The organism is Comamonas sp. 14P8.1.4 (genome assembly GCF_057799285.1).
Map to the genome: position 1 here is coordinate 15,690 of NZ_JBYOKN010000015.1, position 25,304 is coordinate 40,993.

A 25,304-nucleotide genomic window follows, 5' to 3' on the forward strand; every position below is an offset into this window, starting at 1 on the left:
CTGAATTTCATGCCGGGGTGCTGCGCGGATGCCACTGTGCGTCGGGGCGCAGCACGTGGGCGTCGCGCACGCGGCGGGTGTAGCCCAGGCGGTCAAAGCATTCAATGATCTGAATGGCGCGTTTGCGGCCCAGGCCCGTGGCATCACGGAAGGCGCGCGCCACCACTTCACCGTTGGGGGTGGTGCTGGCCAGGGTGTGGATGGTGTGGGCCAGCTCGTCCATGCTGGCGGCTGTGTAGAACAGGTCTTTGACGACCTGGAACAACGCACCCTGACGTGCCAGTTTGCGCAGCAGCTGGCGCACCACTTCTTCGCCCGTGCCGGTGTCTGCGGCCAGGTCGCGCACCCAGGGTGGGTCAAAGCGGCCGGCTTGCAACTTGGGTAGCAGCTGCTCAGCCAGCGCCTGCTCGGCAGCGGTGAACTGCACACTGTGGCTGGGCAGGTGCAGCCAGGCACCGCTGCTGGCCAGTTGCTGCGCGCCGAGCAATTGCTCCATCAGTGCGCGCCAGAGTTTGTCGTGCTGGCTGTGGATCAGGCCTGGCCAGGCCATGCGGCGCAGGCGGGCAGCGTTGATGCCAGGCTCATCCGGGTATTTCTCGTGAAAGCGCGCGATGGTGTCCATCACCTGCTGCTGCAGGTGTTGCCAGCGCGTGCTGTCAATCAGCAGGGCATCGCCATCGGGCTGGGCAATGCGCTGCGTGTCTGGTAGATCCAGCCCTTCCATGGCGCGGCCAGACAGACGCTGCAACTGCGCCAGGCTGATGCCATGGCCTGCCTGGGCCACCAGCGCAGCGGGACTGCGCGTGAGGATCAGCGATTCCAGCGCCTGCAGATAGGTCAGCCGCTCGGCGCTGCGGCGTTTGCGCGCGGGGGCATAGGGGTCGAGCACCATGCCGCCAGCAATAGTGCGGCTGGCCTGGGCGTTGCGCAGGATCAGGCGGTCACCGGGCAGGGTGAAGACAGGTTGATCCAGCACCAGTTGCGCTGCAACCTCGGTGCCGGGCTCAATGGTGCCGTCCTGCAGCAGAGCAACGTGGGCGGTGCAGCGCTGGGTGCCAATGTGCACGTGCACAGCGGTCCATTGCTGCATGGGCGGTGCTTCTGCCAGCAGGTGCAGGCGAATGTCAATGCGGTCCGTAGCCTGCAAAACGCGGGCATCGGCGATCCAGTCGCCGCGCACGATGTCTTCCTTGGCAATGCCGGCCAGGTTCAGTGCGCAGCGCTGGCCTGCCACGCCTTGCTGGGCGGTCTGGTTTTGTGCGTGGATGCTGCGCACGCGCACGGTTTGGCCGCTGGCCGAGTGTTGCAGCATATCTCCCACGGCCACTTGACCGCTGAAGACCGTGCCGGTGACCACCGTGCCTTGGCCGGGCAGGGTGAAGACACGGTCCACCGCCAGGCGGAACAGGCCGTCTTGCGGGCGGGCGGGCATCATCTGCGCCTGCACTTCCAGGTGCGCGCGCAGTTGCTGGACGCCAGGGTCGCCAGCTTGGTTGGCGGCCGTGGGGAAGATGGGGCTGTCGTGCAGCGAAGTGACGGAGAGGATGGCTGCAATCTCGAGTTGGACCTCTTCCACGCGTTGTGGCAGCACGCGGTCCACCTTAGTCAGCGCGACGGTGCCTTTCTTGACGCCCAGCAGCTGCAGGATTTCCAGATGTTCCAGTGTTTGGGGCATGACGCCGTCGTCTGCGGCCACCACCAGAAGCGCGTGGTCAATGCCAACGGCACCAGCGGCCATGGTGTGGACAAAGCGCTCGTGGCCAGGCACATCGATGATGCCCAGCACATCGCCGTTGGGCAGGGGCGCGTAGGCATAGCCCAGCTCAATGGAGATGCCGCGCGCTTTTTCTTCTTTGAGGCGGTCGGTTTCAACGCCGGTCAGCGCGCGCACCAGGGTGGTTTTGCCGTGGTCAATGTGTCCAGCGGTACCGATGATCATGCAAACACTTTCAGAGTCAAATGGGCTTCTAGCGCTTATCTGGTAAGCGCTGATAGCTATGAATTATTGAGGGATAGCGCAGACAGCTGCTGAGTGAACTGCGCTTGCATGGGGGTCTCCAGGCAGCGCAGGTCCAGCCACAGGGCGTCGTCATGCAGGCGCCCAATGACGGGGCGGGGCAGGGCGCGCAGGCGTGCTTCCAGCTGCATCAGCTGGCGCCCCGCTTGCTTGCCACTGGCGGGGCAGAGCTTCAGCCCCCAGCTGGGCAGGTTGTCCACGGGCAGTGCGCCGCTGCCAATTTGGCTGTGCATGGCTGCGGTTTCCACCACCCATGCAGCGCCCAGCACGGCTTGCAGCTGTGGCAACAGGCTTTCTGCCTGTGCTTGCATGGCCGCTTGCGGGCGGGTAAACAGGCGCAGCGTGGTCAGGCGCTCGGCCAGTTTTTCGGGGTGCAGGTACAGGCGCAGCGTGGGCTCCAGTGCCGCCAAGGTGAGCTTGCCCACGCGCAGGGCGCGTTTCATGGGGTTCTTTTTGATTTTGGTAATCAAATCCTTGCGCCCAACGATGATGCCTGCCTGTGGGCCACCCAGCAGCTTGTCACCGCTGAAGGTGACGATGTCGGCACCGGCATCGATGGTTTCACGCACCGTCACTTCGTGGGGCAGGCCCCAGTCGCGCAGATCCACCAAGGTGCCGCTGCCCAGGTCCACCAGCATGTTCAGCCCACGCGCATGGGCCATGCTGGTGACTTCGGCGTCAGACACCGCCTTGGTGAACCCCACCACTTCGTAGTTGCTGGTATGCACCTTCATGAGCAGGGCGGTCTCGTCCGTTACGGCCTCTGCGTAGTCTTTGGCGTGTGTGCGGTTGGTGGTGCCAACCTCGACCAGCTGGCAGCCTGCGCGTTTCATGATGTCGGGGATGCGGAACGCGCCGCCAATTTCGACCAACTCACCGCGCGAGACGACCACTTCTTTGTCGGGGGCCAAGGTCGACAGCGCCAGCAATACAGCGGCAGCATTGTTGTTGACGATGGTAGCGGCTTCAGCGCCCGTGAGTTCGCAGATCAGCTGCTCAACCAAGTCATCGCGGTCGCCACGGCCGCCGGTTTCCAAGTCATATTCGAGATTGGCTGGATTGGTGAGCGCCTCTACCACCGAATCAACCGCCTCTTGCGGCAGCAGCGCGCGGCCAAGGTTGGTGTGCAGCACCGTGCCGGTGAGGTTGAAGACCGATTTAAGGCGCGGGGCAAAGCGCTCGCTCAGGCGGCTGTGCACGGCGGTGACCAGGGCAGTTTCTTCGACGTGTGCCGCTTGCAGATGGCCTTCACGCAGTTGGGGGCGTAGCCCCTCTAACACTTGCCGCACTGCATCGGTCACGCTGGTGCGGCCGTATTCAGTCTGCAAGCCTTGCAAGACGGGGTGTTGGAGCAGTTTGTCTACCGATGGCAGACGCGGAGCGGAAGTGTTCAAAGTTCAGGCTCTTTTAGAAAGCGCAATAAAGAAAGGCCGCCGCAGCGGCCTTTCGGCGGGGTGGGCAGCGCTTATTGTGCCGCAGGGTCGATCAGCTCCGATGCCTGGCCATCCGACTGTTCTTCGGCCACAGCCACAAACAGCAGGGGGTTGGCGCTGGAGCGCTTGAATGCGGTGCTCTCGCTCATCAGCAAGTCCAGCATCAGGCTGGCCAGATCGTCTGCCAGCGGCTCGGCCATGGGGTCTTTTTCCTGGTTGATGATCTTGCGGTAGGTGCCGCATTCATCGCAGGTTTCCGCCATGATCACATCCTTGCTGCCTTCCACAGTCTGGTAGTGGATGCCCTTGGTGGATTCGCAGTGCGAGCACTTGACGCGCACCATGTGCCATTCGGTGCAGCAGGTGCCGCAGTGCAGGTAGCGGTGGCCGTTGGCCTGGCCACCAATGCGCAGCACGCTGGCCACAGGTTCGCTGGCGCAGACCGGGCAGATGGTGGCGGGGTCGGTGTAAGGCACGTCGGCCACCTGCAGCGCAGCAGCACGCTTGGCGTAGGTGACCTGCAGTGCCGCCATGATGAACGGCGCCATGCCAATGTGACGGGCTGCCACTTCTTTTTCCAGCAGACGCTGGGCGATTTCGTCACGTTCTTCGTGGCCGAGTTCGCGCAACGAGGCAATCAGAGGCTGCAGTGGCTCGGGCATGCCTTCGTTGCCCGAGAGGGTGTCGAGCATGGCATCCAGCACCAGGTGCCAGGCGGGGTCGATGTGCTCTGCAGCGGGCAGCAGTGACATGGAGAACTGCTGGGCACGCTCCATGGTGCTGGTATCCAGCGCCTGCAGCGTGACAGATGCTGCCGCGGCATGCTGTGCATCCACGATTTTGGCGGCAAATTGCAGGTAGTCAGCAATCGGGTTGCCGTCTGCCAATTGGCGCAGGCGCGCTGCACGTTCAGCAAACAGGCTGGCAACTTGCGGCAGCAAGATGCGTGGGAAAGAGGTCTTGTCCAGCGCTTCGATTTCGCCGGGTTGAAGAATGCGTTGTTGCATAAAAAGGAATCCCTAAATTGAAACCGCCGGTACGCCCAGCGATGGGCATACCGGCGGTAATCAACAAGCGTCTAAGTGACTTCTATTTTCGGACTGATCGCGAGGATCAGTCTTTTTCGCCAGTCATCTTGCGATACCAGCCGCGGTGGTGCTGCTTGGCCCAAGCACGGGTCACTGTGCCATACAACATGGCACGGATGGTCCCGCTGGTCCAAATAGCCGCATAGACGTGCATGATGATTAGGCCAATCATCCACACGGCGCCAATCGCGTGCAGGGTCGATGCTGCGCGGACCAGGTCCACAGGCAGATTCCACCAGGCGCGCCACATCAGGAAGCCCGAAATGGTGATCAAGGCCATACCAATGACCAGACCCCAGAACAGCATCTTCTGACCGCCGTTGTACTTGCCTTGTTCAGGCATGTTGTGGTCATCGCCTTCGATCATCTTGTTCACGTTCTTGAGCCACTCGATGTCGCGCGGCTCAATTACGTTCAGACGCCAGAAACGGAACGCCATGATGATGAAGAAAACAGCCATCACCACCCCGATGTAGGGGTGCAGGATGCGGGTCCAGGGACCACCACCGAACAACTGGGTCAGGGGGAAGAACGCTGGATGGAAGAAGGCCAGGCCAGAGAGCGCCAGCAAGATGAAGCAAATGCCTACCACCCAGTGGTTGGCACGCTCCGATGCGTTGTAGCGCACGAGGTCGCGTGGATTGCGTTTCATTGGCCGTTCTCCTTCTTCTCGGCTGCAGCATCCTTGCGGTCCATTTCATCTTCCAGGTCCTTGGAGACTTCGTTCGGTCCCATGGTGATGTAGTGGAACAAGCTGCCGACAGCGGCTGCACCCAAAGCTGCCATGGCCAAAGGCTTGGCAACACCCTTCCACAAGGAAACCATGGGACTGATCTTGGGATCGTCGGGCAGGCCCTTGTAAAGCGATGGCTTGTCAGCGTGGTGCAGCACATACATGACGTGTGTGCCGCCCACAGCTGCTGGGTCATACAGACCGGCTTGCTCGTAGCCGCGTTGCTTCAAGTCCGTGATGCGCTTTTCTGCCACATCGTGCATGGCCTTCTTAGTGCCAAACTTGATGGCGCCGGTTGGACAGGTCTTGACGCAAGCGGGCTCGCGGCCCACCGCCACGCGGTCCGAACACAAGGTGCACTTGTACGCCTTGTTGTCCTTCTTGGAGATGCGTGGAATGTTGAAGGGGCAGCCGGTACGGCAGTAGCCGCAACCCACGCACTGGTCTTGCTGGAAGTCCACGATGCCGTTGGCGTACTGCACGATCGCTCCGGGCGATGGGCAGGCTTTCAGACAGCCAGGATCTTCACAGTGCATACAGCCGTCCTTGCGGATCAGCCATTCCAGATTGCCGGTTGCTTCGTTTTCGTACTCAGCAAAGCGCATGACGGTCCAGGAGTTCTCGGTGAGGTCCGTGGGGTTGTCATACACACCTGCGGCCAAAGTACCAACTTCGTCGCGCAGGTCGTTCCACTCCATGCAGGCAGTTTGGCAAGCCTTGCAGCCAATGCATTTGGAGACGTCGATCAGCTTGGCCACTTCACCGCTGTACGCCTGGCGTTGGCTGGGCGCGGGGGTGGTGGTCGCAGAACGACGCTTGATATCGAGGGACATGGTTGAAGACATCAGCTATTCCTCCTTATGCCTTCTCGACCTTGACCAGGAAGGTCTTGGACTCGGGGGTGTTGCTGTTGCCATCGCCAATCGACGCGGTCAGGTTGTTGGCCATGTAGCCCTTACGCCCTGTCGTCGAGAAGCCCCAGTGAATTGGAACGCCCACGTGGTGGATGGTCTTGCCGTCAATTTGCATCGGCTTGATGCGCTTGGTCACCACGGCGGCTGCCTTGATGAAGCCACGCTTGGACGAAACTTTGACCTTTTGGCCGGTTTCGATGCCCAGCTCCTTGGCAAGCGCTTCACCAATTTCCACGAACTGCTCAGGCTGAACAATGTTGTTCAGCTGAACGTGCTTGGTCCAATAGTGGAAGTGCTCGGTCAGGCGGTAAGTGGTACCCACGTGTGGGTATTCCTTGGGGTCGCCAGCCGTTCCCTTGGTGGATTCCAGCACGCGCGCAGCAGGGTTGATAACGGCCAGCTGGTTCTCTGGATACATCGGGTTGTAGCCCAATGGGTTATCAAACGCTTCGTAGTGCGTAGGGAATGGACCTTCGTTCATGCCCTTGCGAGCGAAGAAACGGGCCACACCTTCGGGGTTCATGGTGAAGGGGTTGCAGCTTGGAGGCAGTGTTGCGCCAATATCTGGCACATCCGCACCCACCCACTTGGCGCCATCCCACTTGATCAGCACGCGGTTGGGGTTGAAAGGCTTGCCGTTGGTGTCGCACGATGCACGGTTGTACAAGATGCGGCGGTTGGCAGGCCATGCCCACGCCCAGTTCAGCGTATTGCCGATACCTGTGGGGTCGCTGTTGTCACGGCGGGCCATTTGGTTGCCCGACGAAGTCCAGCAGCCCGACCAGATCCAGCAGCCCCCCATGGTGGAGCCGTCGGCACGCATTTCGCCAAAGCCAGCCAGCTGTTCGCCAGCCTTGCGGATCACCTTGCCATCTGCATCTAGCAGATCGACCAGCGCCTTGCCGTTGTATTCCTTGGCAATTTCCTCGGACGAGGGGTGCGCTGCCTGGGCGTAAGGCCACCACAGGTTGACGATAGGTTCAGGGAACTTGCCGCCATCGGCTTGGTACAGCTTCTTGAGGCGCAGGTGCAGACCCGACATGATCGCGATGTCAGTCTTGGCTTCACCAGGAGCGTCAGCAGCCTTCCAGTGCCACTGCAGTACGCGAGAAGAGCTCACCACAGCACCATCTTCTTCTGCGAAGCAGGTGGTAGGCAGGCGGAACACTTCGGTCTGGATGGACGCGGTATCCACGTCATTGAATTCGCCGTGATTCTTCCAGAACTCCGACGTTTCAGTGACCAGCGGATCCATCACCACCAGGAACTTCAGCTTCTTGAGGCCTTCGCGAACATTGTTCGAGTTGGCCAGCGATGCCAATGGGTTAAAGCCTTGCGCAATGTAGCCATTGATCTTGCCCTGAACCATCAAGTCAAAGACTTGCAGCATGTCGTACTGCTTGTCTAGCTTGGGCAGGTAGTCAAAGGCCCAGTTGTTTTCGGCTGTTGCCGCAGGACCCCACCAAGCCTTCATCAGATTGACGTGGAACTTGGGTGTGTTCTGCCAGAAGTTCATCTGACCGGGACGCAGCGTCTTGGGCGTGCGCGCGGTGATGTACTTCTCGTAGTCTTGTTCGCTTTCGTTGGGCAGCGACAGGTAACCCGGCAACGAAGCAGACAAGATACCCAGGTCAGTCAGACCCTGGATGTTGGAGTGGCCGCGCAGCGCGTTCATACCACCGCCAGCGACACCAATATTGCCGCACAGCAGCTGAATCATGGCGCCTGTACGCAGCATCTGTGCGCCGGTGGTGTGCTGTGTCCAACCCAGGGCGTACATGATGGTGGCGACACGGCCAGCCACAGCGGTCGAGGCAAATTGCTCAGCCACGTGAAGGAACTTCGCCTTCGGTGTGCCGCAAATGCTTTCTACCTTCTCTGGGGTATAGCCAGCGTAGTGGCGCTTGAGCCACTGGTACACGCAACGGGGGTGTTGCAGTGTGGGGTCAACCTTCACGAAGCCGTCTTCACCCATTTCGTAGTCCCACGACGATTTGTCGTAAGTACGGGTTTCGGGGTTGTAGCCCGAGAAGATACCTTCGTCGAACGCAAAGTCTTCACGCACGATGAACGAGAAGTCTGTGTAGTTCTTCACGTATTCGTGGTGAATCTTGTCGTTGGTCAACAAGTAATTGATGATCGCACCGAGGAACACGATGTCCGAGCCCGAACGAATAGGGGCGTAGAAATCGGCTACCGAGGCAGAGCGATTGAAACGAGGGTCGACCACCATGAAGTGAGCACCGTTGTGCTCTTTTGCTTCGGTGACCCACTTGAAGCCACATGGGTGAGCTTCTGCGGCGTTACCACCCATCACGAGAATCACATCAGCATTCTTGATGTCTTCCCAGTGATTTGTCATCGCGCCACGGCCAAATGTTGGGGCAAGACCTGCCACCGTTGGGCCGTGTCAGACACGTGCTTGGTTATCGAGCGCCAGCAGACCCCAGGAACGGGCTACCTTGTGTGTGACGTAACCGGCTTCGTTGCTTTCAGCCGAAGCTGCCAGCATGCCGGTGGTGAGCCAACGGTTGACCGTTTGACCCTTGTCGTTCTTCTCAACGAAGTTGGCGTCGCGGTCTTCTTTCAGAAGTGTTGCGATACGGCCCAGAGCTTCGTCCCACGACATGCGCTTCCACTCATCGGAGCCAGGAGCGCGGTATTCGGGGTACTTGAGACGGTTGGGGCTGTGCACGAAATCGAGCAGCGAAGCACCCTTGGGGCACAGCGTGCCGCGATTCACTGGGTGATCTGGATCACCTTCAACGTGCATCACGGACATCTTGGCATTCTTCACACCGTCGCTGTACGAATACATCAAAAGACCACAACCGACCGAGCAGTACGTACATGTCTGCCGTGTGACGGTGGTTGCGGCCAGCTTGAACTGGCGTGCTTCAGCCAAGGCCGCGGTGGGCGAGAAGCCCATCACTGCCAAGCTGGATGCCGCCAGACTCGAGCCAGTCACTTGCATGAACTGGCGTCTGGATAGTTGCACCATGGGGTTACCTTTTTAAAACTTGACGCTTGTAGGCGAAATTCTAGTTATATGTCTCATACAAGACACATTCTTCAACCCCTAAACCCGACAGGGCTGGCTGGAGAATGTGTGCATATGTTTGCATAGATCGCTTCTGGGTATACCGCTGCAAACCCTTGGCAGCGTGTAAGACTGCACCTGCAGCACCGATGTATGGGGGCGGCGCTGCACGGCGTCAGGATCGCGGCGACAATTGAGGCATAGCAAGGATCTCTGCGGCTGCAGAGGCGTGTCGAGGCTCGACCAACCCTTTCTTTCCTGCCAGCCGCGCCGTGTGTGCGCCTGGGTGTGTCGAGCCTGAGCGCCCGCCTAGCATTGTTGAATTGAGATGTCCCACCGCCAACCCGTTCGCGTCACTGAACTTGGGCAATACCCCACGATCATTGATGCGCGCACCCCTGCAGAGTTCGAGTTAGACCATATCCCTGGCGCCATCAATTGCCCTGTTTTGAGCAATGAAGAGCGCGTCACCATCGGCACCATCTACAAGCAGGTCAGCCCGTTTGAGGCCAAGCGCCTGGGCGCGGCCATGGTCGCCGCCAACCTGGCCAAGCACCTCAAAGAAACCTTCTCCGACAAGCCTGCCAACTGGAAGCCGCTGGTGTATTGCTGGCGCGGCGGTTTGCGCAGTGGCTCCATGGTGACCTGGCTGCGCCTGGTGGGCTGGGATGCCCAGCAACTGGCCGGGGGCTACAAGTCATTTCGCCAGCATGTGGTGTCGCAAATCGATGAGCTGGTGCCGCAGCTGCAGTTGCGAGTGTTGTGCGGTGCCACGGGCAGTGCCAAGACACGCGTGCTGCACGCAATGCAGGCGCAGGGCGCACAGGTGGTGGACCTGGAAGGGCTGGCGCGCCACAAAGGCTCGCTGCTGGGCAGCTTGCCCGGGATTGCGCAGCCAAGCCAAAAGCACTTTGACACCTTGCTGGCACAAGCACTGCAGGCGCTGGATGTGAGCCAGCCGGTTTATATCGAGGGTGAAAGCCCCAAGATTGGCCGCGTGGCCTTGCCATTGCTGCTGGTGCAGCACATGCGCAAAGCCCGCGTGGTGGAGATTCAGGCCAGCACGGCAGCACGACTGGAGTTTCTGCTGCGTGACTACGCTTATCTTGGCGATCAGGTGCCTGAGCTGTGCGAACGCCTGGGCTTCCTCAAGGAAATTCAGGGCAACGAAACCATTGCCCGCTGGCAAGCCTGGGCGCGTGAGGGGGATCTGCCCGCGCTGTTTGAAGAGTTGATGCTTCTGCACTATGACCCGCAGTACCAGCGCTCGCAGTCCAAACACTTTGAGTGCTGGGCGCAGCGCAGCAGCGTGCCAGCCCAAGATTTGTCAGACAAGGCCACCCACGCACTGGCAGCGCAGATTCAACGGTTAGAGTGCGAAAGCGCCTGAGCTGCGGCACCAAAGCCGGGCTTGGGGCGGGCGGTGGGGCTGAACCACCGTATGTCTGTGTCTGCATCCCTCTATGTGATTGGAGCTCTCATGTCTGTTGCGACCCCTTTTTCTCCCGCTGAACGTATCACTGCTCGCAAGGGCAGTCTGGGTGAAGGCATGGAGATTGCGCGGGCGCTGCCCACCAAGCAGCGACGCATGATTGGTGCCTGGTGTTTTCTGGACCACCTGGGCCCCATCGCTTTCCCGCAAGGGGCAGGGCTGCACGTGGGGGCACACCCGCACACCCGGCTGCAAACGTTTACCTGGATGATTGAGGGCGAGGTCATGCACCGCGACAGCCTGGGCTATGCGCAGGTCCTGCGGGCCGGGCAAGTCAACCTGATGACTGCAGGCTATGGCATTTCGCACACCGAAGACTCCGTGCGCGACGGCGAGCGCTTGCATGCGGCCCAGCTGTGGGTTGCGCTACCCGATGCGGTGGCCGACCAGGCCCCTGCGTTTGACCACTATGCCCAGGTGCCGCAATGGCAGGAACAGGGCTGCGACTGGTCGCTGATGGCGGGCAGCTACGGCCCGCACACCGCACCCACACAGCTGTACAGCCCCTTGCTGGGGCTGGAAGTGCTGGCTGGTGTGAACGGCGGGGCGGTGCAGCTGCAGGCCGACAGCCGCTTTGAATATGGCTTGCTGGCATTGACCGGAGGCTTTTCCATCGACGGTGCAGACTTTGCCCAGGATGAGCTGGCCTACTTGGCGCCGGGGCGCACCCAACTGGCAGTGCAGCTGCTGCCCGGCACGCGCTTGCTGGTGGTTGGGGGCACGCCGTTTGCCGATAAGGTGACAGTGTGGTGGAACTTTCTGGGTACCGACCTGGAAGCCATCCGAGGCTACCGTGCCGAATGGGAGGCCGGAGCCGCGCGTTTTGGCCAGGTGGAGGGCGGTGCGCATCGCCGCCTGTCGGCGCCCCAGGTGCCCTGAACGCCACAGCCACGCTGTGTTAGTGCACCAGGCCGCGTAGCTTGGTACCGATACCTGCCGATACCTTCTGTGCGCAGGTAACCGCAAACGGTTGGCTGTGTGCAGTGCCAAAAATAAAGAGAGGGGAACGATCTGTGACCGCGCAACCGAATGCCGCGCGCCGCTCGCTGTGGCGTATTCAGGCAGGCATGGCCGTGTTTTGGGTGCTGGTGCTGGGCCTGATGTATGTGGCCATGGACCGTTACCTGCAGCCCACAGCCCCGGTGGTGATGGCCGATGGCGGCCTGCAGCTGCAGCGCCAGCGCGACGGCCATTTCTACGTGGACGGCAGCGTGAACGGCCAGAGCGTGCGCTTCATGGTGGACACGGGTGCCACCACCATCGCGGTGACCGATGCGCTGGCCGCGCAAGCAGGGTTGCACGGTGGGGAGGAAGTGCAGTTTCACACCGCCAATGGCATACGCACCGGGCGCTTGGTGCGGGCCGATCGCATCACCGCCGGGCCGCTGCAGGTGCGCCATCTGACCGTCGGTACGGGCTACACGGGCAGCAGTCCGCAAGACGCTTTGCTGGGGCAGAACTTTTTGCGGCAGTTCGAGGTGCGCATCAGCGGTGATGTGCTGGAGCTGCGCCGCAAATAAGCGCCCCCAGCGCTATCGCTGCCCTGACAGTGCCGCAGGGTTGGCAGCCGGCAGGCCACCCGGCTGCCCACCCTGTAATCCCTCAGCGCCTGCAAGGTGCAAGCAAGGTACAGGCACGGCGCAGGATTTCAATAAAAATAGCTGCTAGCGTAGGCTGCATAATGGCTAGATGCTGTTTTTATCGCAGGCTTTCAAGCGTTGGCTGCAGCGTTGGATGCCTATGCCGCAATCGCCAGCACCGTGGGCGCGGCGTGGCCGGGCATGGTGAACTGCTTGATGGCCTTGTCTAGCACATGGGCCTGGTCGTGCAGCGAGGCAGAGGCTGCGCTGGATTGCTCCACCAGGGCTGCATTTTGTTGCGTCATGTGCTCCAGCTCATCCACGGCATGCAGCACGCCAGCGATCTGGCGGTGTTGCACGCGGGCGGCTTCGGAGATTTCGGCAATCACCTGGGCCACGCGGTCAACGCTGCCCACAATATCGTCCATGGTGTCGCCCGCTTGGTGCACCAGGGAGGTGCCGCTGTCCACACAGGCGGTGGAGGTGGTGATCAAGGTCTTGATCTCCCGGGCCGCATCGGCGCTGCGGCCTGCCAGGGCACGCACCTCGTTGGCCACTACGGCAAAGCCCCGGCCTTGCTCGCCCGCGCGCGCCGCTTCGACGGCGGCATTGAGCGCCAGGATGTTGGTCTGAAAGGCAATGCCGTCGATAACGCCGGTGATGTGCGCAATCCGCTGCGCACTGTCTGCGATCTGCGCCATGGTCTCCACCACGCTGGCGGTCACTTGCTTGCCGCGCTGGGCCACGTGGGTGGCGGTCTGTGCCTGCTGGTGGGCCACTTCGCTGGAATGTGCGTTGTGCTGCACGCCCTGGCCCAGCTCTTCCATGGCACTGGTGGTGGTTTGCAAATGCGTGGCCGTACCCTCGGTGCGCTCGCTCAGGTGGTGGTTACCACTGGCAATTTCGGCGCTGGCTGTGGAGACCTGGCCCGCCGCGCTTTGTACCTGTGCCACCAGGCGGCGCAGGGCGTTCTGCATCTCGGCCATGGACTGCACCAGCTGGCCCACCTCGTCGTGGTTGAGGGGCGTGATGTCTTGCGACAGATCGCCGGCGGCCACGCGCTGGGCCATGTCGCGGGCCATCTGCAGCGAACGCATGATGGTGCGCACACTCCAGAAGGTCAGGGGCAGCATCACGCCCATGGCCACCAGCACGAGCGCGGCCATCAGCGTTTTCATCTGCAGCGCTTGCTCTGTCATCTGGCTACGTGCCTGGTCCAGCTCGGACTGCGCCTGCATGACCGCAGCGCTGAGCAGGGCGTCGGCATCGTGGATGGCTGTGCGCACCAGCTCGGCTTTTTCGGCACCCTCGGCAGGGCTCACCAGCCCCTTGCGGACTTCGGTGAGCACCGGTTTCACGTCCAGCCCGTAGCGCTCCAGCGAGGTGTTCACCACGCCGAGTTTTTGCGCGTAGTCTGAGCCCTCGGGCTGCAGCATCTGCAGCATCTGGGTGCGTTCGCGGACGCTGCTCAGCGTGGTCTCCCAGCGGCCCAGCATTTCCTGCACCACGTCGGAGTTGTCTGCGTTGACGATGGTGTTCTTCTCTGCCAGCTGCAGATTCCCTAGATTGGTGCGCAGCTCGCTGATGTCAGTGAGTGTCTGCACCCGGGTGGCGAACACCGCTTGCACGGTGTTGCCGGTGCGCTCCAGCGCATAAAAGCCGGCCGCGCCAATGAGGCAGAGCATGACCAGGCAAAACAGCGTGCCGCAGTACAGGCGGCTTTTGATCGACAGATTGGCTATGAACTTCATCATGGAATCCCTTGCAACGCACTGCAGCCCGTGGCTGCATCATGTGTAAGTATTTGTTGCAACATTCGCGCCAGCTTGATGGTCAAGGAGCGGCCGCTGCCTGCCTGCGCTGGGCCGTGAAGGTGCGCTGGCTGACGTGGGTGCGCACTGCCTTCCTACGCGCGCGACGGCTGCGTTTGGCTCGAATCAAATGCATGCCGCGCAGCGAGGGGCTGGGCGGCGTCACTCTCAATAAGGAAGCAGCCATGGCTGGAGCAAAACTGATTGGCGTCGTGCTGGTGGTTCTGGGGGCGCTGGGCCTGATTTACGGTGGTTTTTCCTATACCAAGGAAGAAACCGCCGCCAAGATCGGCCCCATGGAGATCAAGGTGGCGCAGAAAGAAAACGTCAACATTCCGCTGTGGGCAGGCATTGGCGCCATCGTGATTGGTGGCGCGCTGCTGGTGATGGGGCGCAAGTCCTAAAGTGCGGCCCCGTCGGGGTGACGCAAAAAAGCCCGCTGCTGCGGGCTTTTTTGTGGGTGGAAAGTACGCAGCCGCTTATGGCTTGGCTTGCAGCGTCTGAATGATGCTGGAGAAATCCAGCGCCCCGCGGCCCGCAATGCTGTGCTGCGCATACAGTGCGCGAGCCAAGCCACCAAGCGGGGTGCTGGCCTTGACGGCCATGGCGTTCTCCTGCGCCAGGCCCAGGTCCTTGAGCATCAGGTCGGTGCCAAAACCGCCGGCATAGCCCTTGCTGGCCGGGGCGGTCTCGTGCACACCGGGGAAAGGGTTGTACTTTTCCAGTGCCCAGTTGCCGCCGGAGCTGCGGCGCATGATCTCGGACAGCACCTTGGGGTCCAGCCCATTGGCCACGCCCAGGGCGATGGCCTCGCTGGTGCCAGCCATCAAAATGCCCAGCAGCATGTTGTTGCAGATCTTGGCGGTCTGGCCAGCGCCCACCGCGCCGGCGTGGAAGATGTTGGCGCCCATTTTTTCCAGATAGGGCTTGGCGCGCTCGAGCTGTGAGGCCGTGCCGCCCACCATGAAGGTCAGCGTGCCGGCGATGGCGCCGCCCGTGCCGCCCGAGACGGGCGCATCGATAAAGTCAATGCCTGCGGCATCGGCGGCCTTGGCCACCTTTTGGCTGGTGGCAGCGGCAATCGTGGAACTGTCGATCACCAGTGCACCGGGGGCAATGCTGGCCAGCAGGCCGGGCGCGCCGTCCTTGCCCAGGAACAGTGCCTCCACATGCGGGCTGGCGGGCAGCATGGTGACCACCACTTTGGCACCTTGCACCGCATCTTGTGCGCTGAAAGCGGCCGTGGCACCTTCGGCCACCACTTTGGCGACGGCGTCCTTCGACAAGTCAAAGGCGCGCACGTCGTGCCCGGCTTTTTGCAGATTGATGGCCATGGGCGCGCCCATATTGCCCAAACCGATGAATGCGATGGTGGTCATGAAGGTCTCCTTGTAAATATGGATCTAAGTTTTGATAGCTGTTCGCGTAGGTGGAATAAGCGCTAGGGGCTGAAAAAGCTTTGAATCTGCAGCGTGCAGTCGGCGGCTATGCGCGCGGCGCGTTGGGCAAGTCTGGCGCGCAGGTTGTACGCAATGCGGTGATGGCAATTCGGTGGCGCGGTGGACATGTGGATGTGGGCGAGCATGGGCTTATTCCTCCCCAAACACGCTGCGCCGGGGCGTGGGTTTGCGCCGGGGGCTGGCTTTGGCCTGTGGGTTGTAGGCCAGTGCGGTGTCGATCCAGTGCTGCCACTGCGCGCGCGTGGCGTAGGCGCTGGGCTCGGCCCAGAAGTAGCCCTTCATACCGCCGCGCGGATCCAGCTCACGCAGGCCCGGCTGCTCGGCCATCTGGGCATGCTGCGTGGGCGACAGGCGCAGCAGCAAGTCCTCACCTTTGATGCCGAGGCACAGCTTGCCATCCACAAAAAAGCAGTGGCTGCCAAACAGCATGCGTTCTTCCACATCGTCGCGCTGCGCCAGCGCCTGGCGCACGGCAGCAATCAGGTGCAGGATTTCGTCTGAGAGTGGGCGGGCGGGCATGGGCTAGACACGTTCCATAGGGTGATGGGGGGCATTGGGCAAGATGATGTCGACGGTGTCTTGCGCTTGCACACGGCCTGCTTGCAGCACGATGGCCATGACCCCGGTTTTGCGCAGCAATCGGCCCTCTGGGGTGCGGCCCAGCATCGCGGCCAGCAGCCCTGGTTGCCACGCCTCAATCTGGGGGCAGGGGTTGCGTAGTCCTGTGAGCTGCAGCACGGCACCTTGGCCGAAATGCAACTGCGTATGCTGCGGCAGCGCAATCAAGGCCTGCCAGTCCAGCTGCGCACTGGCAGCCAGTGTGATGTTTTCACCCAGCTGGCCTGCTTGGACGTCAAAACCCAGCGTACGCAGGTGCGTGAAGAGCGAAGCGCTGATGAGGTGTACCTGCCGCAGATTGGGTTGATCGGGGTTGGCCTTCACGCGTGAGCGGTGCTGCACGGTGCGCCCGCAGTGTGCGTCGCCTTGCACGCCCAAGCCAGCCAGCAGATCGATGTGAGGAACCGTGGTTTTGGAAAACCGATGCGCATCATCGCTATGCACCGCCAGCACCGGCACTTGCAAAGCAGGCAAAAGGGTGTGTGTGTTGGGCATTGAATGGGCCTCTAGCCTTTGTGGGGTCTACGTCAACAGCTATGGTTGTTAACGAATGGCTTGCGGCGCATCCCCTTCCAGCATGCGCCGCGCAATGATGATGCGCATGATCTCGTTGGTGCCTTCCAGAATCTGGTGCACGCGCGCATCGCGCACCAGGCGCTCGAGCGGAAAGTCACGCAGATAGCCGTAGCCGCCGTGCAGCTGCAGGGCCTCGTTGCAGACCATGAAGCCCGCATCGGTGGAAAAACGTTTGGCCATGGCGCAGTAGGTGCTGGCATCGCGCGCACCGGCGTCGAGCTTGCTGGCCGCCAGCCGCACCATTTGGCGCGCGGCAACCAGCTCGGTGGCCATGTCGGCCAGCTTGAACTGCAGGGCCTGAAAGCTGGCAATGGCTTTGCCGAACTGCTTGCGCTCGTGCAAATAAGCCTGTGCCTGGGTCAGAGCCCCTTGCGCCGCACCGACCGAGCAGGTGGCGATGTTGATGCGCCCGCCGTCCAGGCCCTTCATGGCAATTTTGAAACCTTCACCTTCGCGGCCCAACAGGTTCTGCGCGGGAATGCGCACGTTGTCAAAGTTGATGACCCGCGTGGGCTGGCTGTTCCAGCCCATTTTTTCTTCCTTCTTGCCGTAGCTGATGCCTTCGGCGTTGGCAGGCACGGCAAAGGCAGAGATGCCCGATGCGCCGGAGTTGGCATCTCCGGTTCTGGCCATCAGTACCAGTACATCGGTGCTGCCGGCGCCGCTGATGAAGGCTTTGCTGCCGTTGATCACATAGTCATGGCCTACCAGCTCCGCCCGGGTCTTGAGCGAGGCGGCGTCAGAGCCTGCGCCGGGTTCGGTCAGGGCGTAGCTGGCCAGTTTTTGGCCACTGGTCAAAGCCTCGCCCCATTCGGCACGCACGGCATCGGTGGCCCAGGTGCCCAGCATCCAGGTGGCCATGTTGTGGATGGTGATAAAGGCGGTGGTGGATGGGTCGGCGGCGGCCAGCTCCTCGAACACTAGCGTGGCATCCAGGCGCGGCAGGGCCAGACCGCCTGCAGCTTCCGGTGCATACAGGCCGCAAAAACCCAGCTCACCCGCTTGGGCAATGGCTTCACGCGGGAAGGTGCCGTCAGCATCCCACTGGGCAGCGTGCGGGGCCAGTGCACTTTGGGCAAAGGCCCGTGCTGTGTCGGCGAATGCACGCTGGTCTTCGGTCAGCTCAAAATCCATGTGTTGTCTCCGCGGTAGTTGTTGTGTCTGCTCGCCCCATAGATGCCAGGCGTATCAGTGATGGCTGGAGGGCGTCACGGCGGCGCTCCGTGGTGCAGCCAATGCTTGAGCACCACATTGCGCGCCTGAATGTGCTCGACCAGGCAGTCGTGGTAGCGGCTGGGCCAGTCGCTGCGGGTTTCAAAGGCCTGGGTGACCTGCTTGCACTGGGTGATGCGCTGGCGGGTCCACGCGCTTTGTTCCTTGCGCAGGGCGGGGCGTTCATGGGCGGACAAGGCCAGCATCACATCGCCGTAGAGGATTTGGTGCTGGGTATCGGCCGCCTGGAACGCCTGAATGGCACAGGCATTGGTTTCGGCCATGCTGCCGCCCGGAACACAGGCGGCACCGGCCTGCGCGTGGGCTGCATGGGCCAAGGTGTTGGCGAAAATAAGAGCGGCCAGCCTTGGTATTGCAAGGCTTAGAGGCCAGTTTTGTTTGAAGCCATGCAACCGGGAGAGCATCGCTGCTGCACCGCCATGGACGGTGTACAACCGGGCGAAATCGCGCTGGGAGGCGGCGGCTGTCATGGCTGGGCCTGCCTGCGGGTCAGAGGAAGCCATTCGCTTTTGTAGCGCATTAGGCGCTCCAGTGCCGTGCGGGTGCGGCAGGCCAGCTGGTCTTGCTGTGCATGGGCGTAGCCGTTGGGCTGGCAGTCTTGTGCGCGTTGCTGCTCCCAGCGCTGTTGTTCGGTATAGAAGGTCTCGGCCTGCGCGGCAGGCAAGCCCAGCGCGATCGTGCTGTAGAACACCTGCACGTTTCTTTCGATCACCGCATTTTGCTTGTCCAGGCAGTCTGTGCTCGGTGCATCGCCTGGGGCGCAGAGGGACGTGGTGGAGGCTTGCATGGCGTGCTTAATGGTGTGGCGAACGCTGTCCAGCCACTGGCTGCGCTCCATGGTCCAGCGACTGTGGCAGGGCTCGGCCTGTGCCGTGCTGCTGGGTGCGGGGTTTGGGTCGTTCTGAGGCGTACAGGCTGCTGCGCGGCGCTCGCCCCAGTCGCGCTGCTGGGCCTGAAGCTGCGCGCTTTGTGGGGGGGGCAGCAGGGCCTGCAGCGACTGCAGGCTGTGCTGCAGTGCGGCCTCGGCGGGCGCGGTGGAGGTGGAGGTGGTTGCACATTGCGCCTGGGCGCAGTCCGCACTGGCGGGTGGATTTGGCAGCGCTTGTGCGTAGGCCATGCCGGGCAGCAGTGACAGGCAAGCGGCGTGCAGGGCACGTGGGCCCTGCAGCGCGCGACGGGGAAGCAAAGAAAACCAATGCAAAGGCATGTCGGGGGGGAAGATCAGCTCAAAGAGGGGCTAAGGATAACGGGCCTTGCTGTGCGTGATCCGCCCCCTGTGTGCGGGGCGGGTGCAGTGGTGGCGCGCTGGGGGCTTGCCCCGGGGCATGGCGGCCGCAGCCCCCTGTGGGGTGGCTGTGCGCGGCACATCGTGTCCCCATCACTTCAGGCTGATGGTGGTGTTCACACCGTGGCTGGTGGTCGAATCATCGAACCAGCGTGCGGTCACCGTCTTGGTCTGCGTGTAGAACATCACCACCTGCTTGCCGTAAGGGCCCAGATCACCCAGCTTGGAGGCGCGGCTGCCGGTGAACGAGAACAGGGGCACTGGCACAGGGATTGGCACATTGATGCCGACCTGGCCCACATCGATGTCTTCCTGGAACTTGCGTGCTGCGGCGCCGCTTTGCGTGAAGATGGCCGTGCCGTTGCCGTTGGGGTTGGCGTTGATGAAGGCAATCGCTTCGTCAATGTCGGCGGCTTCGGCAATGCACAGCACGGGACCGAAGATTTCCTGGTCATAGACCGACATGCCGGGCTTGACGCCGCTGAAGATGGTTGGGCCCACAAAGTTGCCCTGGTCGTAGCCCGCTACCTGGGGCTTGCGGCCGTCCAGCTCCAGCTTGGCGCCATCGGCCAGGCCACGCTCAATCAGACCTTCCACACGGGACAGGGCGGCGCACGACACGAGTGGGCCGACATCGGTGCCTGCCTCGGTGCCGCCGCTGACCTTCAAGGTCTTGGCCTTGGCGACCAGCTCGGGGATCCACTTTTGCGCTTCGCCCACCAGTACCACCACCGACAGCGCCATGCAGCGCTGGCCTGCGGCACCGAAAGCGGCACCGGCTAGAGCGTTGAGCGATTGCTCCTTGTTGGCATCAGGCATGACGATGGCGTGGTTCTTGGCACCCATCATGCATTGCACGCGTTTGCCGTTCAGGCTGGCGCGGTTGTAGACATGGGTGCCGACCTTGGTCGAGCCGACAAAGCTGATGGCTTTGATGTCGGGGTGGTCGCAGATGGCGTTTACCGCGTCTTCACCGCCGTGAATCACGTTCAGCACGCCGGGGGGCACGCCCGCTTCCAGTGCCAATTCGCACAGGCGCATGGTCACCATCGGGTCTTGCTCGGAAGGCTTCAAGACGAAGGTGTTGCCGGTGGCAATGGCCATGGGGAACATCCACAGTGGAATCATGGCGGGGAAGTTGAAGGGTGTGATGCCCGCGCACACGCCCAGCGGCTGGTTGATGGTGTAGGTATCGACGCCATTGGCCACGTTGTTGGCCAGCTCACCGAGCTGCAGCGTGCCGATATTGGCGGCGTGCTCCACCACTTCCAGGCCGCGGAAGACATCGCCTTCGGCGTCGGGCAGGGTTTTGCCTTGCTCGGCCGTCAAGATGGCGGCCAGCTCTTTCATGTTTTCGCGGATCAGCTGTTGCAGCTTCAGGAAGATGCGGGCGCGGGCGCCGATGGGGGTTTTCTTCCAGGTCTGGAAGGCTTCCTTGGCGTTGGAGACGGCCAGATTGATTTCTTCGGGCGTGGCAAACGGCACGCGGGCCAACACCTCTTGGGTGGCGGGGTTGACCACATTGCGCCACTGCGTGGTCTTGGACTCAACCAGCTGGCCGTTGATCAGCAGCTTGACGGTGGGGGCGAGCACGGCGGATTTGTCAGGGGCGTTCATGGTTGTCTCCAGGGCTTGAATAGGTGTGATGACTTCGGTGAGCCATTGCATTCATCGTAGATGTGCAAATCTGCTTGGGCAATACGCGTTTACGCACCTTGGCTTTGCAAAAAAGCACAGGCAAACTGCAGGGCATGGACTGGGATCACCTGCGTTTTTTTGCGGCTTTGGCACAAACCGGTACTTTGGCGGGGGCTGCGCGTGCGCTGGAGGTGGAGCACACCACGGTGGCACGGCGCATTCAGGCGCTGGAGCAGCAGTTGGGCCATCCGCTGTTTGTGCGTGAGGCTTCGGGGCACAAGCTCAATGCAGCCGGTCAGCAGCTGTTACCGGTGGCCCAGGCCATGGCACAAGCTGCACGGGGGGTGGAGCGTTTGTCTCACCCCTCGGTGGCAGCGGCTTCGGAAGTGGCGGGGCTGGTGCGCGTGGGCGTGACCGAAGGGCTGGGTGTGCAACTGTTGGCCGCACCCCTGGCGCTGCTGGCCAGGCAGCACCCCAAGCTGTCGGTGGATTTGTTGGCCTTGCCGCGACTGATGCACCTGTCCCGGCGGGAGGTTGACATCGTGATTTCGCTGGAGCGCCCCAAGCGCGGTACGGTGGTAGTCAGCAAGCTGGCGGACTACCACCTCTATCTATATGGGGAGCGGCAATACCTGGCGCGCAAGCCGCTGGTGCGCAGCAGCGAGGATTTGCGCCACCACCAGTTCATTGACTATGTCGATGACATGCTGTTTTCCAAGGAGCTGCAACTGCTGGCCCAGCTGCACAAGCCGGTGCAGTACGTGTTTCGCAGTACCAGCATTGCCGCTCAGTACGCCGCCGTACGCGTGGGGGCGGGCCTGGCCGTGCTGCCCGCGTTTTTGGCCGATCGCGACCCCTTGCTGCAGCGGGTGCTGCCTGAGGCGGCACAGTTTGAGCGCACGTTCTGGATGTCCATGCCCGAAGAGGCCAAAGGACTGCTGCGCATCCAGACCGTCTGGCGCCTTATCAAGCAAGTGATGGCCGAGTACCACGCTGGTTTAAGGCCGATTTGACCTGGGTTTATGCGCGTTATTAAAGCCTTGGGTTTGTTGTTGGGGGGGCTGCGCACGGTTATGCTCAGGGGATAGGTAATGTTTGTTAGCAATTGCTGCACCACCCATCGATCGAATCTCCGTACTTCTGCGCCTCGTTTATGACATTTCGCTCCAAGCTTGAACAGCAGCTGCACATCTGGTGGCCAGCAGCAGCGGTGCTCACGGTAGGGTGCGCGTTAAGTCTGGGCTTGTGGCAGGCCCTGGAACACCGCCAGTCACAGACGGTGCAAGAGCGCCTGCAAGAGCAGGCACAGTTGTTTACCACCACGCTGGAACAACGTCTGTACGCCTATGCAGATTACGTGCAGGTGATGGGGCCTGTGCTGGAGCAAACCCCCAGTGCAGCCTATGAGGTTTTCAAGTCGCTGCGCGGCGCGCAGGACAGCAGCACCCGCTACCCCGGGGTGGAGGTGCTGAGCCTGGCGCGGCGCATGAACGCGGCCGATTACGCCGTACGCAGGGCCCAGTTGCTGCAGAGTGTGCCCGCACAGCTGCGGGTGGATGAATCCTTGATGCCTGCGTGGCCCTTGCAGCAGTCTTCGTATTTCATTGTCGATGAGGTCTGGCCGCTGAGTGCCCGCCAGTCGTTGCTGGGTCTGGATGCAGCGCAGCAAGCGCCTGTGCAGGCGCAGCTCGCGCGGGTGCAGCAGGGGGCTGGTGGCCCGGTGATGAGTGCCCCATTTGCCCTGCAGGATGCGACCAAACCCGCCACGGGGGTGCTGATCAGTGTGCCGCTGCATGGCGGTGCGGTGCAGACAACGCCGCAAACCCTGGAGGGTGTGTTGAGCCTGCAGGTGCAGGTGGATGCCATGGTGGCGCAGTTTGAGTCGCGGGGCATGCTGCCGCACACATGCATTGCCATCACAGACATCACCTCACGGGATGCCGCAGGGGCTTTGCCTATTTTTGCGTCGCAGGGCTGGGGGGAGGCTTCGCCCTCTCTGGCGCAGACCCAGCGCAGTATCGCCGTGCTGGGGCGGCAGTGGTCTTTGAGTTTTGTGGCCAGCGATGCCATGTTGTCGCCGGTGGAGCGCGCGTTCCCGCTGATTATTGGTGCCAGCAGCCTGGGTGCGACCTTGTTGCTGGCTGCCGTAGTGCTGCTGCTGTCCCTGCAGCGCGCCCGTGCGCAAGGGCAGGCCAAGGTCAAGCACCAGCTGCTGCGCGAGCGCACCGGCCGACTCAAAGCTTTGTTCAACCAGTCTGCGATTGGTGTGGCCGAGATTGAAGCGGCGACGGGGCGCTATGTCAGTGTCAACACCCGTTTCTCGGACATCGTGGGTTATGACTGGGATGCGCTGGAGGACATGGATATCTATGCCGCCATTCACCCGGATGATCGCCCGGAGTGTTTGCGCCTGGAGCGCCAGCTGTGCGAAGGTCGGCTGGAGCACTTCACCACCACGCAACGCATGGTGCGTGAAGATGGTGGCGTGATCTGGGCGGAAATCTGGGTGTCGCCGCTGCAAAGCATGGACGGCAAGGCACAAGGCCGCCATTTCATGCTGCTGATGGATGTGACGGAGCGCCACCGCCTGCAAGCGCAGTTGCAAGCCCGTGAAGCCTATTCCAGCGAAATGCTGCGCTACATGCCTGTGGGCTTGGTGGTGGTGGGGCCGGTGGGCAATATCGAGTTTGTGAACCACCAGTTCGAAGCCATGACCGGCTGGGCGCAAAGCGATATGTCGGATGAGTCGACCATGTGGCGCCACCTGTGTGTGGATGTGCAGCAGCATGCTGCCTTGCTGCAACGCCTGAATGCAGGCCGCTGCGAGGTGGTGCCCAACGGGGTGAACATGCCGGCCATGGAGTACTTGCTGCGCAGTAAGGACGGCCAGGAGCTGGTGATGGAAGTCTCTGGCCGTTTTCTGGGTGGACGCATTTTGCTGAGTTTTGTGGATGTCAGCCAGCGCAAGGCGGCGGAGGCCGAGATCCGCTGGCTGGGGTATTACGACACCTTGACGCAGCTGCCCAACCGCCGTTTGCTGCTGGATCGGCTGCAGGAGGCGCTCACGCGCAGCCAGCGCGCGCACAGTCCCAAGGGGGCGTTGCTGCTGCTGGATATTGATAACTTCAAGTCGCTCAATGAAACACTGGGCCATGAGCACGGCGATGCCTTGTTGCGCCTGGTGGCCACACGTTTGAGCAGCTGCATCACCGGGCGCCATACGCTGGCGCGCCAGGGTGGTGATGAATTTGCGGTGGTGCTGGAGGATTTGCCCCCAGACCCGCTGGAAGCGGGGCGCTGTACCGAGCAGGTGGGCGGCGCCATTTTGCAGGCCTTGCGCACGCCGTTTTATCTGAATAACCAGGATTTCCACGTCACCGTCAGCATGGGCGCGGTGGTGTTCTGCGGCCCTGGTGACTCGGTGGAAGAGTTGCTCAAGCGCGCAGATCTGGCGCTGTACCAGGCCAAGAGCGTGGGGCGCGATACCCTGCAGTTCTTTGACCCGAGCATGCAAAAAGCCGTCAGCGCCCGCGTGGAGATGGAAAAAGACATGCGCCTGGCGCTGGAGCGCCATGAGTTTGATCTGTTCTTCCAGCCCCAGGTGCAGCGCGACAAGGTGATTGGTGCCGAGGCGTTGCTGCGCTGGCGCCACCCCACCAAAGGGTTTATTCCGCCTGCGGTGTTTGTGCCTGCGGCGGAAGAGTCGGGCCTGATCTTGCCGCTGGGCGAGTGGGTGCTGTATGCCGCCTGCCGCCAGCTGGCGCACTGGGCGAAAGACCCGGCGATGGCGGGTCTGACCATGTCGGTCAACGTCAGCCCGCGCCAGTTCTATCAGCCTGATTTTGTCGAGCAGGTGCAGCAGGCCTTGCAGGTCACCGGTGCCCGCTCCAGCCAGCTGGAGCTGGAGTTGACAGAGGGCATGCTGCTGACCGATGTGGAAGACACGATCCGCAAGATGGTGCAGCTCAAGGCGATCGGTGTGATCTTTTCGCTGGATGACTTTGGTACGGGCTACTCGTCGCTCAGCTACCTCAAGCGGCTGCCACTGGACAAGCTCAAGATCGACCAGAGCTTTGTGCGTGAGGTGGAGACCAGCGTTAACGACGCCACGATTGCACGCTCCATCATTGCGCTGGGCAATAGCCTGGGCCTGCAGGTGATTGCCGAAGGCGTGGAAACCGAGGCACAACGCGCCTTCCTGGCGGCCAACGGCTGCAGCTATTGGCAGGGCTTTTTCTTCAGCCGCCCGCAGCCAGCGGACAAGTTCGAGGCCTGGGTGCACGTGTACGGCAACCAGCACAGGCTGGATCCGGTGGCCAGCCACTGAGCCCCCCAACGTGGCCCATCTTGCAGGGGCGGTGTTGCGCCAGCACCGCTCCTAATTGA

At 61.9% G+C, this 25,304-nt stretch carries 21 protein-coding genes; 6 read left to right on the plus strand and 15 right to left on the minus strand.

Annotated features, from left to right (window positions below):
- Positions 1 to 7: 7 nt before the first annotated feature.
- The 6 genes from selB to fdnG form a co-directional block, all read right to left on the minus strand.
- Positions 8 to 1,939 (minus strand): selenocysteine-specific translation elongation factor, encoded by a 1,932-nt coding sequence (gene selB, locus AC27VO_RS15320; RefSeq protein ID WP_488667582.1) that lies wholly within the window; start codon positions 1,937 to 1,939, stop codon positions 8 to 10.
- A gap of 56 nt (positions 1,940 to 1,995) precedes the next feature.
- The gene (selA, locus tag AC27VO_RS15325) at positions 1,996 to 3,411 is read right to left on the minus strand and encodes an L-seryl-tRNA(Sec) selenium transferase (RefSeq protein ID WP_488667583.1); all 1,416 of its coding nucleotides are present in this window, start codon (positions 3,409 to 3,411) and stop codon (positions 1,996 to 1,998) included.
- Positions 3,412 to 3,482: 71 nt separating this feature from the next.
- The gene (gene fdhE, locus AC27VO_RS15330; RefSeq protein WP_488667584.1) at positions 3,483 to 4,457 is read right to left on the minus strand and encodes a formate dehydrogenase accessory protein FdhE; all 975 of its coding nucleotides are present in this window, start codon (positions 4,455 to 4,457) and stop codon (positions 3,483 to 3,485) included.
- A gap of 106 nt (positions 4,458 to 4,563) precedes the next feature.
- Positions 4,564 to 5,190 (minus strand): formate dehydrogenase subunit gamma, encoded by a 627-nt coding sequence (locus AC27VO_RS15335; protein ID WP_488667585.1) that lies wholly within the window; start codon positions 5,188 to 5,190, stop codon positions 4,564 to 4,566.
- Positions 5,187 to 6,116 carry a formate dehydrogenase subunit beta gene (gene fdxH, locus AC27VO_RS15340; protein ID WP_488667586.1) on the minus strand — a complete coding sequence of 310 codons (930 nt, stop codon included), beginning with the start codon at positions 6,114 to 6,116 and terminating at the stop codon, positions 5,187 to 5,189. The genes AC27VO_RS15335 and fdxH overlap by 4 nt, the downstream gene beginning before the upstream one ends.
- 13 nt (positions 6,117 to 6,129) lie before the next feature.
- A complete protein-coding gene (fdnG, locus tag AC27VO_RS15345) occupies positions 6,130 to 9,186 on the minus strand; it encodes a formate dehydrogenase-N subunit alpha (protein ID WP_488667587.1) in 3,057 nt (1,018 codons plus the stop codon).
- Between the two features lie 367 nt (positions 9,187 to 9,553).
- Here fdnG and mnmH point away from each other — a divergent pair, with 367 nt between their 5' ends.
- The 3 genes from mnmH to AC27VO_RS15360 all read left to right on the plus strand — a co-directional run bounded on the left by mnmH (position 9,554) and on the right by AC27VO_RS15360 (position 12,237).
- Entirely contained in the window at positions 9,554 to 10,615 is a 1,062-nt protein-coding gene (mnmH, locus tag AC27VO_RS15350; RefSeq protein ID WP_488667588.1) for a tRNA 2-selenouridine(34) synthase MnmH, read from the plus strand.
- Between the two features lie 90 nt (positions 10,616 to 10,705).
- The gene (locus AC27VO_RS15355; RefSeq protein WP_488667589.1) at positions 10,706 to 11,596 is read left to right on the plus strand and encodes a pirin family protein; all 891 of its coding nucleotides are present in this window, start codon (positions 10,706 to 10,708) and stop codon (positions 11,594 to 11,596) included.
- 134 nt (positions 11,597 to 11,730) lie between these two features.
- On the plus strand, positions 11,731 to 12,237 hold the full coding sequence (locus tag AC27VO_RS15360) for a retropepsin-like aspartic protease family protein (protein ID WP_488667590.1): 507 nt from the start codon (positions 11,731 to 11,733) through the stop codon (positions 12,235 to 12,237).
- Between the two features lie 218 nt (positions 12,238 to 12,455).
- Here AC27VO_RS15360 and AC27VO_RS15365 read toward each other — a convergent pair whose 3' ends face one another.
- The gene (locus AC27VO_RS15365; RefSeq protein ID WP_488667591.1) at positions 12,456 to 14,051 is read right to left on the minus strand and encodes a methyl-accepting chemotaxis protein; all 1,596 of its coding nucleotides are present in this window, start codon (positions 14,049 to 14,051) and stop codon (positions 12,456 to 12,458) included.
- Between the two features lie 242 nt (positions 14,052 to 14,293).
- Here AC27VO_RS15365 and AC27VO_RS15370 point away from each other — a divergent pair, with 242 nt between their 5' ends.
- A complete protein-coding gene (locus tag AC27VO_RS15370) occupies positions 14,294 to 14,512 on the plus strand; it encodes a hypothetical protein (protein ID WP_488667592.1) in 219 nt (72 codons plus the stop codon).
- Between the two features lie 75 nt (positions 14,513 to 14,587).
- Here the strand turns inward: AC27VO_RS15370 and mmsB are convergent, their stop codons facing one another.
- The 8 genes from mmsB to AC27VO_RS15410 form a co-directional block, all read right to left on the minus strand.
- Positions 14,588 to 15,487: a 3-hydroxyisobutyrate dehydrogenase gene (mmsB, locus tag AC27VO_RS15375; RefSeq protein WP_488667593.1), complete on the minus strand. Its 900-nt coding sequence runs from the start codon at positions 15,485 to 15,487 to the stop codon at positions 14,588 to 14,590.
- Between the two features lie 62 nt (positions 15,488 to 15,549).
- Positions 15,550 to 15,693, minus strand: a complete 144-nt coding sequence (locus AC27VO_RS15380; protein ID WP_488667594.1) for a hypothetical protein — start codon at positions 15,691 to 15,693, stop codon at positions 15,550 to 15,552.
- A gap of 4 nt (positions 15,694 to 15,697) precedes the next feature.
- Positions 15,698 to 16,087 (minus strand): TfoX/Sxy family protein, encoded by a 390-nt coding sequence (locus AC27VO_RS15385; RefSeq protein WP_488667595.1) that lies wholly within the window; start codon positions 16,085 to 16,087, stop codon positions 15,698 to 15,700.
- A gap of 3 nt (positions 16,088 to 16,090) precedes the next feature.
- On the minus strand, positions 16,091 to 16,681 hold the full coding sequence (locus AC27VO_RS15390; protein ID WP_488667596.1) for an MOSC domain-containing protein: 591 nt from the start codon (positions 16,679 to 16,681) through the stop codon (positions 16,091 to 16,093).
- Between the two features lie 48 nt (positions 16,682 to 16,729).
- Positions 16,730 to 17,896: an acyl-CoA dehydrogenase family protein gene (locus tag AC27VO_RS15395; RefSeq protein ID WP_488667597.1), complete on the minus strand. Its 1,167-nt coding sequence runs from the start codon at positions 17,894 to 17,896 to the stop codon at positions 16,730 to 16,732.
- 74 nt (positions 17,897 to 17,970) lie between these two features.
- Positions 17,971 to 18,399: a lysozyme inhibitor LprI family protein gene (locus AC27VO_RS15400; protein WP_488667620.1), complete on the minus strand. Its 429-nt coding sequence runs from the start codon at positions 18,397 to 18,399 to the stop codon at positions 17,971 to 17,973.
- A gap of 62 nt (positions 18,400 to 18,461) precedes the next feature.
- On the minus strand, positions 18,462 to 19,181 hold the full coding sequence (locus tag AC27VO_RS15405) for a lysozyme inhibitor LprI family protein (RefSeq protein WP_488667598.1): 720 nt from the start codon (positions 19,179 to 19,181) through the stop codon (positions 18,462 to 18,464).
- A 192-nt stretch (positions 19,182 to 19,373) separates the two neighbouring features.
- Entirely contained in the window at positions 19,374 to 20,897 is a 1,524-nt protein-coding gene (locus AC27VO_RS15410) for a CoA-acylating methylmalonate-semialdehyde dehydrogenase (RefSeq protein ID WP_488667599.1), read from the minus strand.
- Between the two features lie 134 nt (positions 20,898 to 21,031).
- Between AC27VO_RS15410 and AC27VO_RS15415 the strand changes: the two genes are divergently transcribed.
- Together AC27VO_RS15415 and AC27VO_RS15420 are read left to right on the plus strand one after the other, a co-directional pair.
- Positions 21,032 to 21,931 (plus strand): LysR family transcriptional regulator, encoded by a 900-nt coding sequence (locus AC27VO_RS15415; RefSeq protein WP_488667600.1) that lies wholly within the window; start codon positions 21,032 to 21,034, stop codon positions 21,929 to 21,931.
- A gap of 140 nt (positions 21,932 to 22,071) precedes the next feature.
- Entirely contained in the window at positions 22,072 to 25,245 is a 3,174-nt protein-coding gene (locus tag AC27VO_RS15420) for a bifunctional diguanylate cyclase/phosphodiesterase (RefSeq protein ID WP_488667601.1), read from the plus strand.
- Positions 25,246 to 25,304: the final 59 nt, after the last annotated feature.

Coding starts and splice junctions, on each gene's coding strand:
- selB (WP_488667582.1), bottom strand. CDS start 1,939: ATGATCATCGGTACCGCTGGACACATTGACCACGGCAAAACCACCCTG.
- fdhE (WP_488667584.1), bottom strand. CDS start 4,457: ATGCAACAACGCATTCTTCAACCCGGCGAAATCGAAGCGCTGGACAAG.
- AC27VO_RS15335 (WP_488667585.1), bottom strand. CDS start 5,190: ATGAAACGCAATCCACGCGACCTCGTGCGCTACAACGCATCGGAGCGT.
- fdxH (WP_488667586.1), bottom strand. CDS start 6,116: ATGTCTTCAACCATGTCCCTCGATATCAAGCGTCGTTCTGCGACCACC.
- mnmH (WP_488667588.1), top strand. CDS start 9,554: ATGTCCCACCGCCAACCCGTTCGCGTCACTGAACTTGGGCAATACCCC.
- AC27VO_RS15355 (WP_488667589.1), top strand. CDS start 10,706: ATGTCTGTTGCGACCCCTTTTTCTCCCGCTGAACGTATCACTGCTCGC.
- AC27VO_RS15365 (WP_488667591.1), bottom strand. CDS start 14,051: ATGATGAAGTTCATAGCCAATCTGTCGATCAAAAGCCGCCTGTACTGC.
- AC27VO_RS15370 (WP_488667592.1), top strand. CDS start 14,294: ATGGCTGGAGCAAAACTGATTGGCGTCGTGCTGGTGGTTCTGGGGGCG.
- mmsB (WP_488667593.1), bottom strand. CDS start 15,487: ATGACCACCATCGCATTCATCGGTTTGGGCAATATGGGCGCGCCCATG.
- AC27VO_RS15380 (WP_488667594.1), bottom strand. CDS start 15,693: ATGCTCGCCCACATCCACATGTCCACCGCGCCACCGAATTGCCATCAC.
- AC27VO_RS15385 (WP_488667595.1), bottom strand. CDS start 16,087: ATGCCCGCCCGCCCACTCTCAGACGAAATCCTGCACCTGATTGCTGCC.
- AC27VO_RS15390 (WP_488667596.1), bottom strand. CDS start 16,681: ATGCCCAACACACACACCCTTTTGCCTGCTTTGCAAGTGCCGGTGCTG.
- AC27VO_RS15395 (WP_488667597.1), bottom strand. CDS start 17,896: ATGGATTTTGAGCTGACCGAAGACCAGCGTGCATTCGCCGACACAGCA.
- AC27VO_RS15400 (WP_488667620.1), bottom strand. CDS start 18,399: ATGCTCTCCCGGTTGCATGGCTTCAAACAAAACTGGCCTCTAAGCCTT.
- AC27VO_RS15410 (WP_488667599.1), bottom strand. CDS start 20,897: ATGAACGCCCCTGACAAATCCGCCGTGCTCGCCCCCACCGTCAAGCTG.
- AC27VO_RS15415 (WP_488667600.1), top strand. CDS start 21,032: ATGGACTGGGATCACCTGCGTTTTTTTGCGGCTTTGGCACAAACCGGT.
- AC27VO_RS15420 (WP_488667601.1), top strand. CDS start 22,072: ATGACATTTCGCTCCAAGCTTGAACAGCAGCTGCACATCTGGTGGCCA.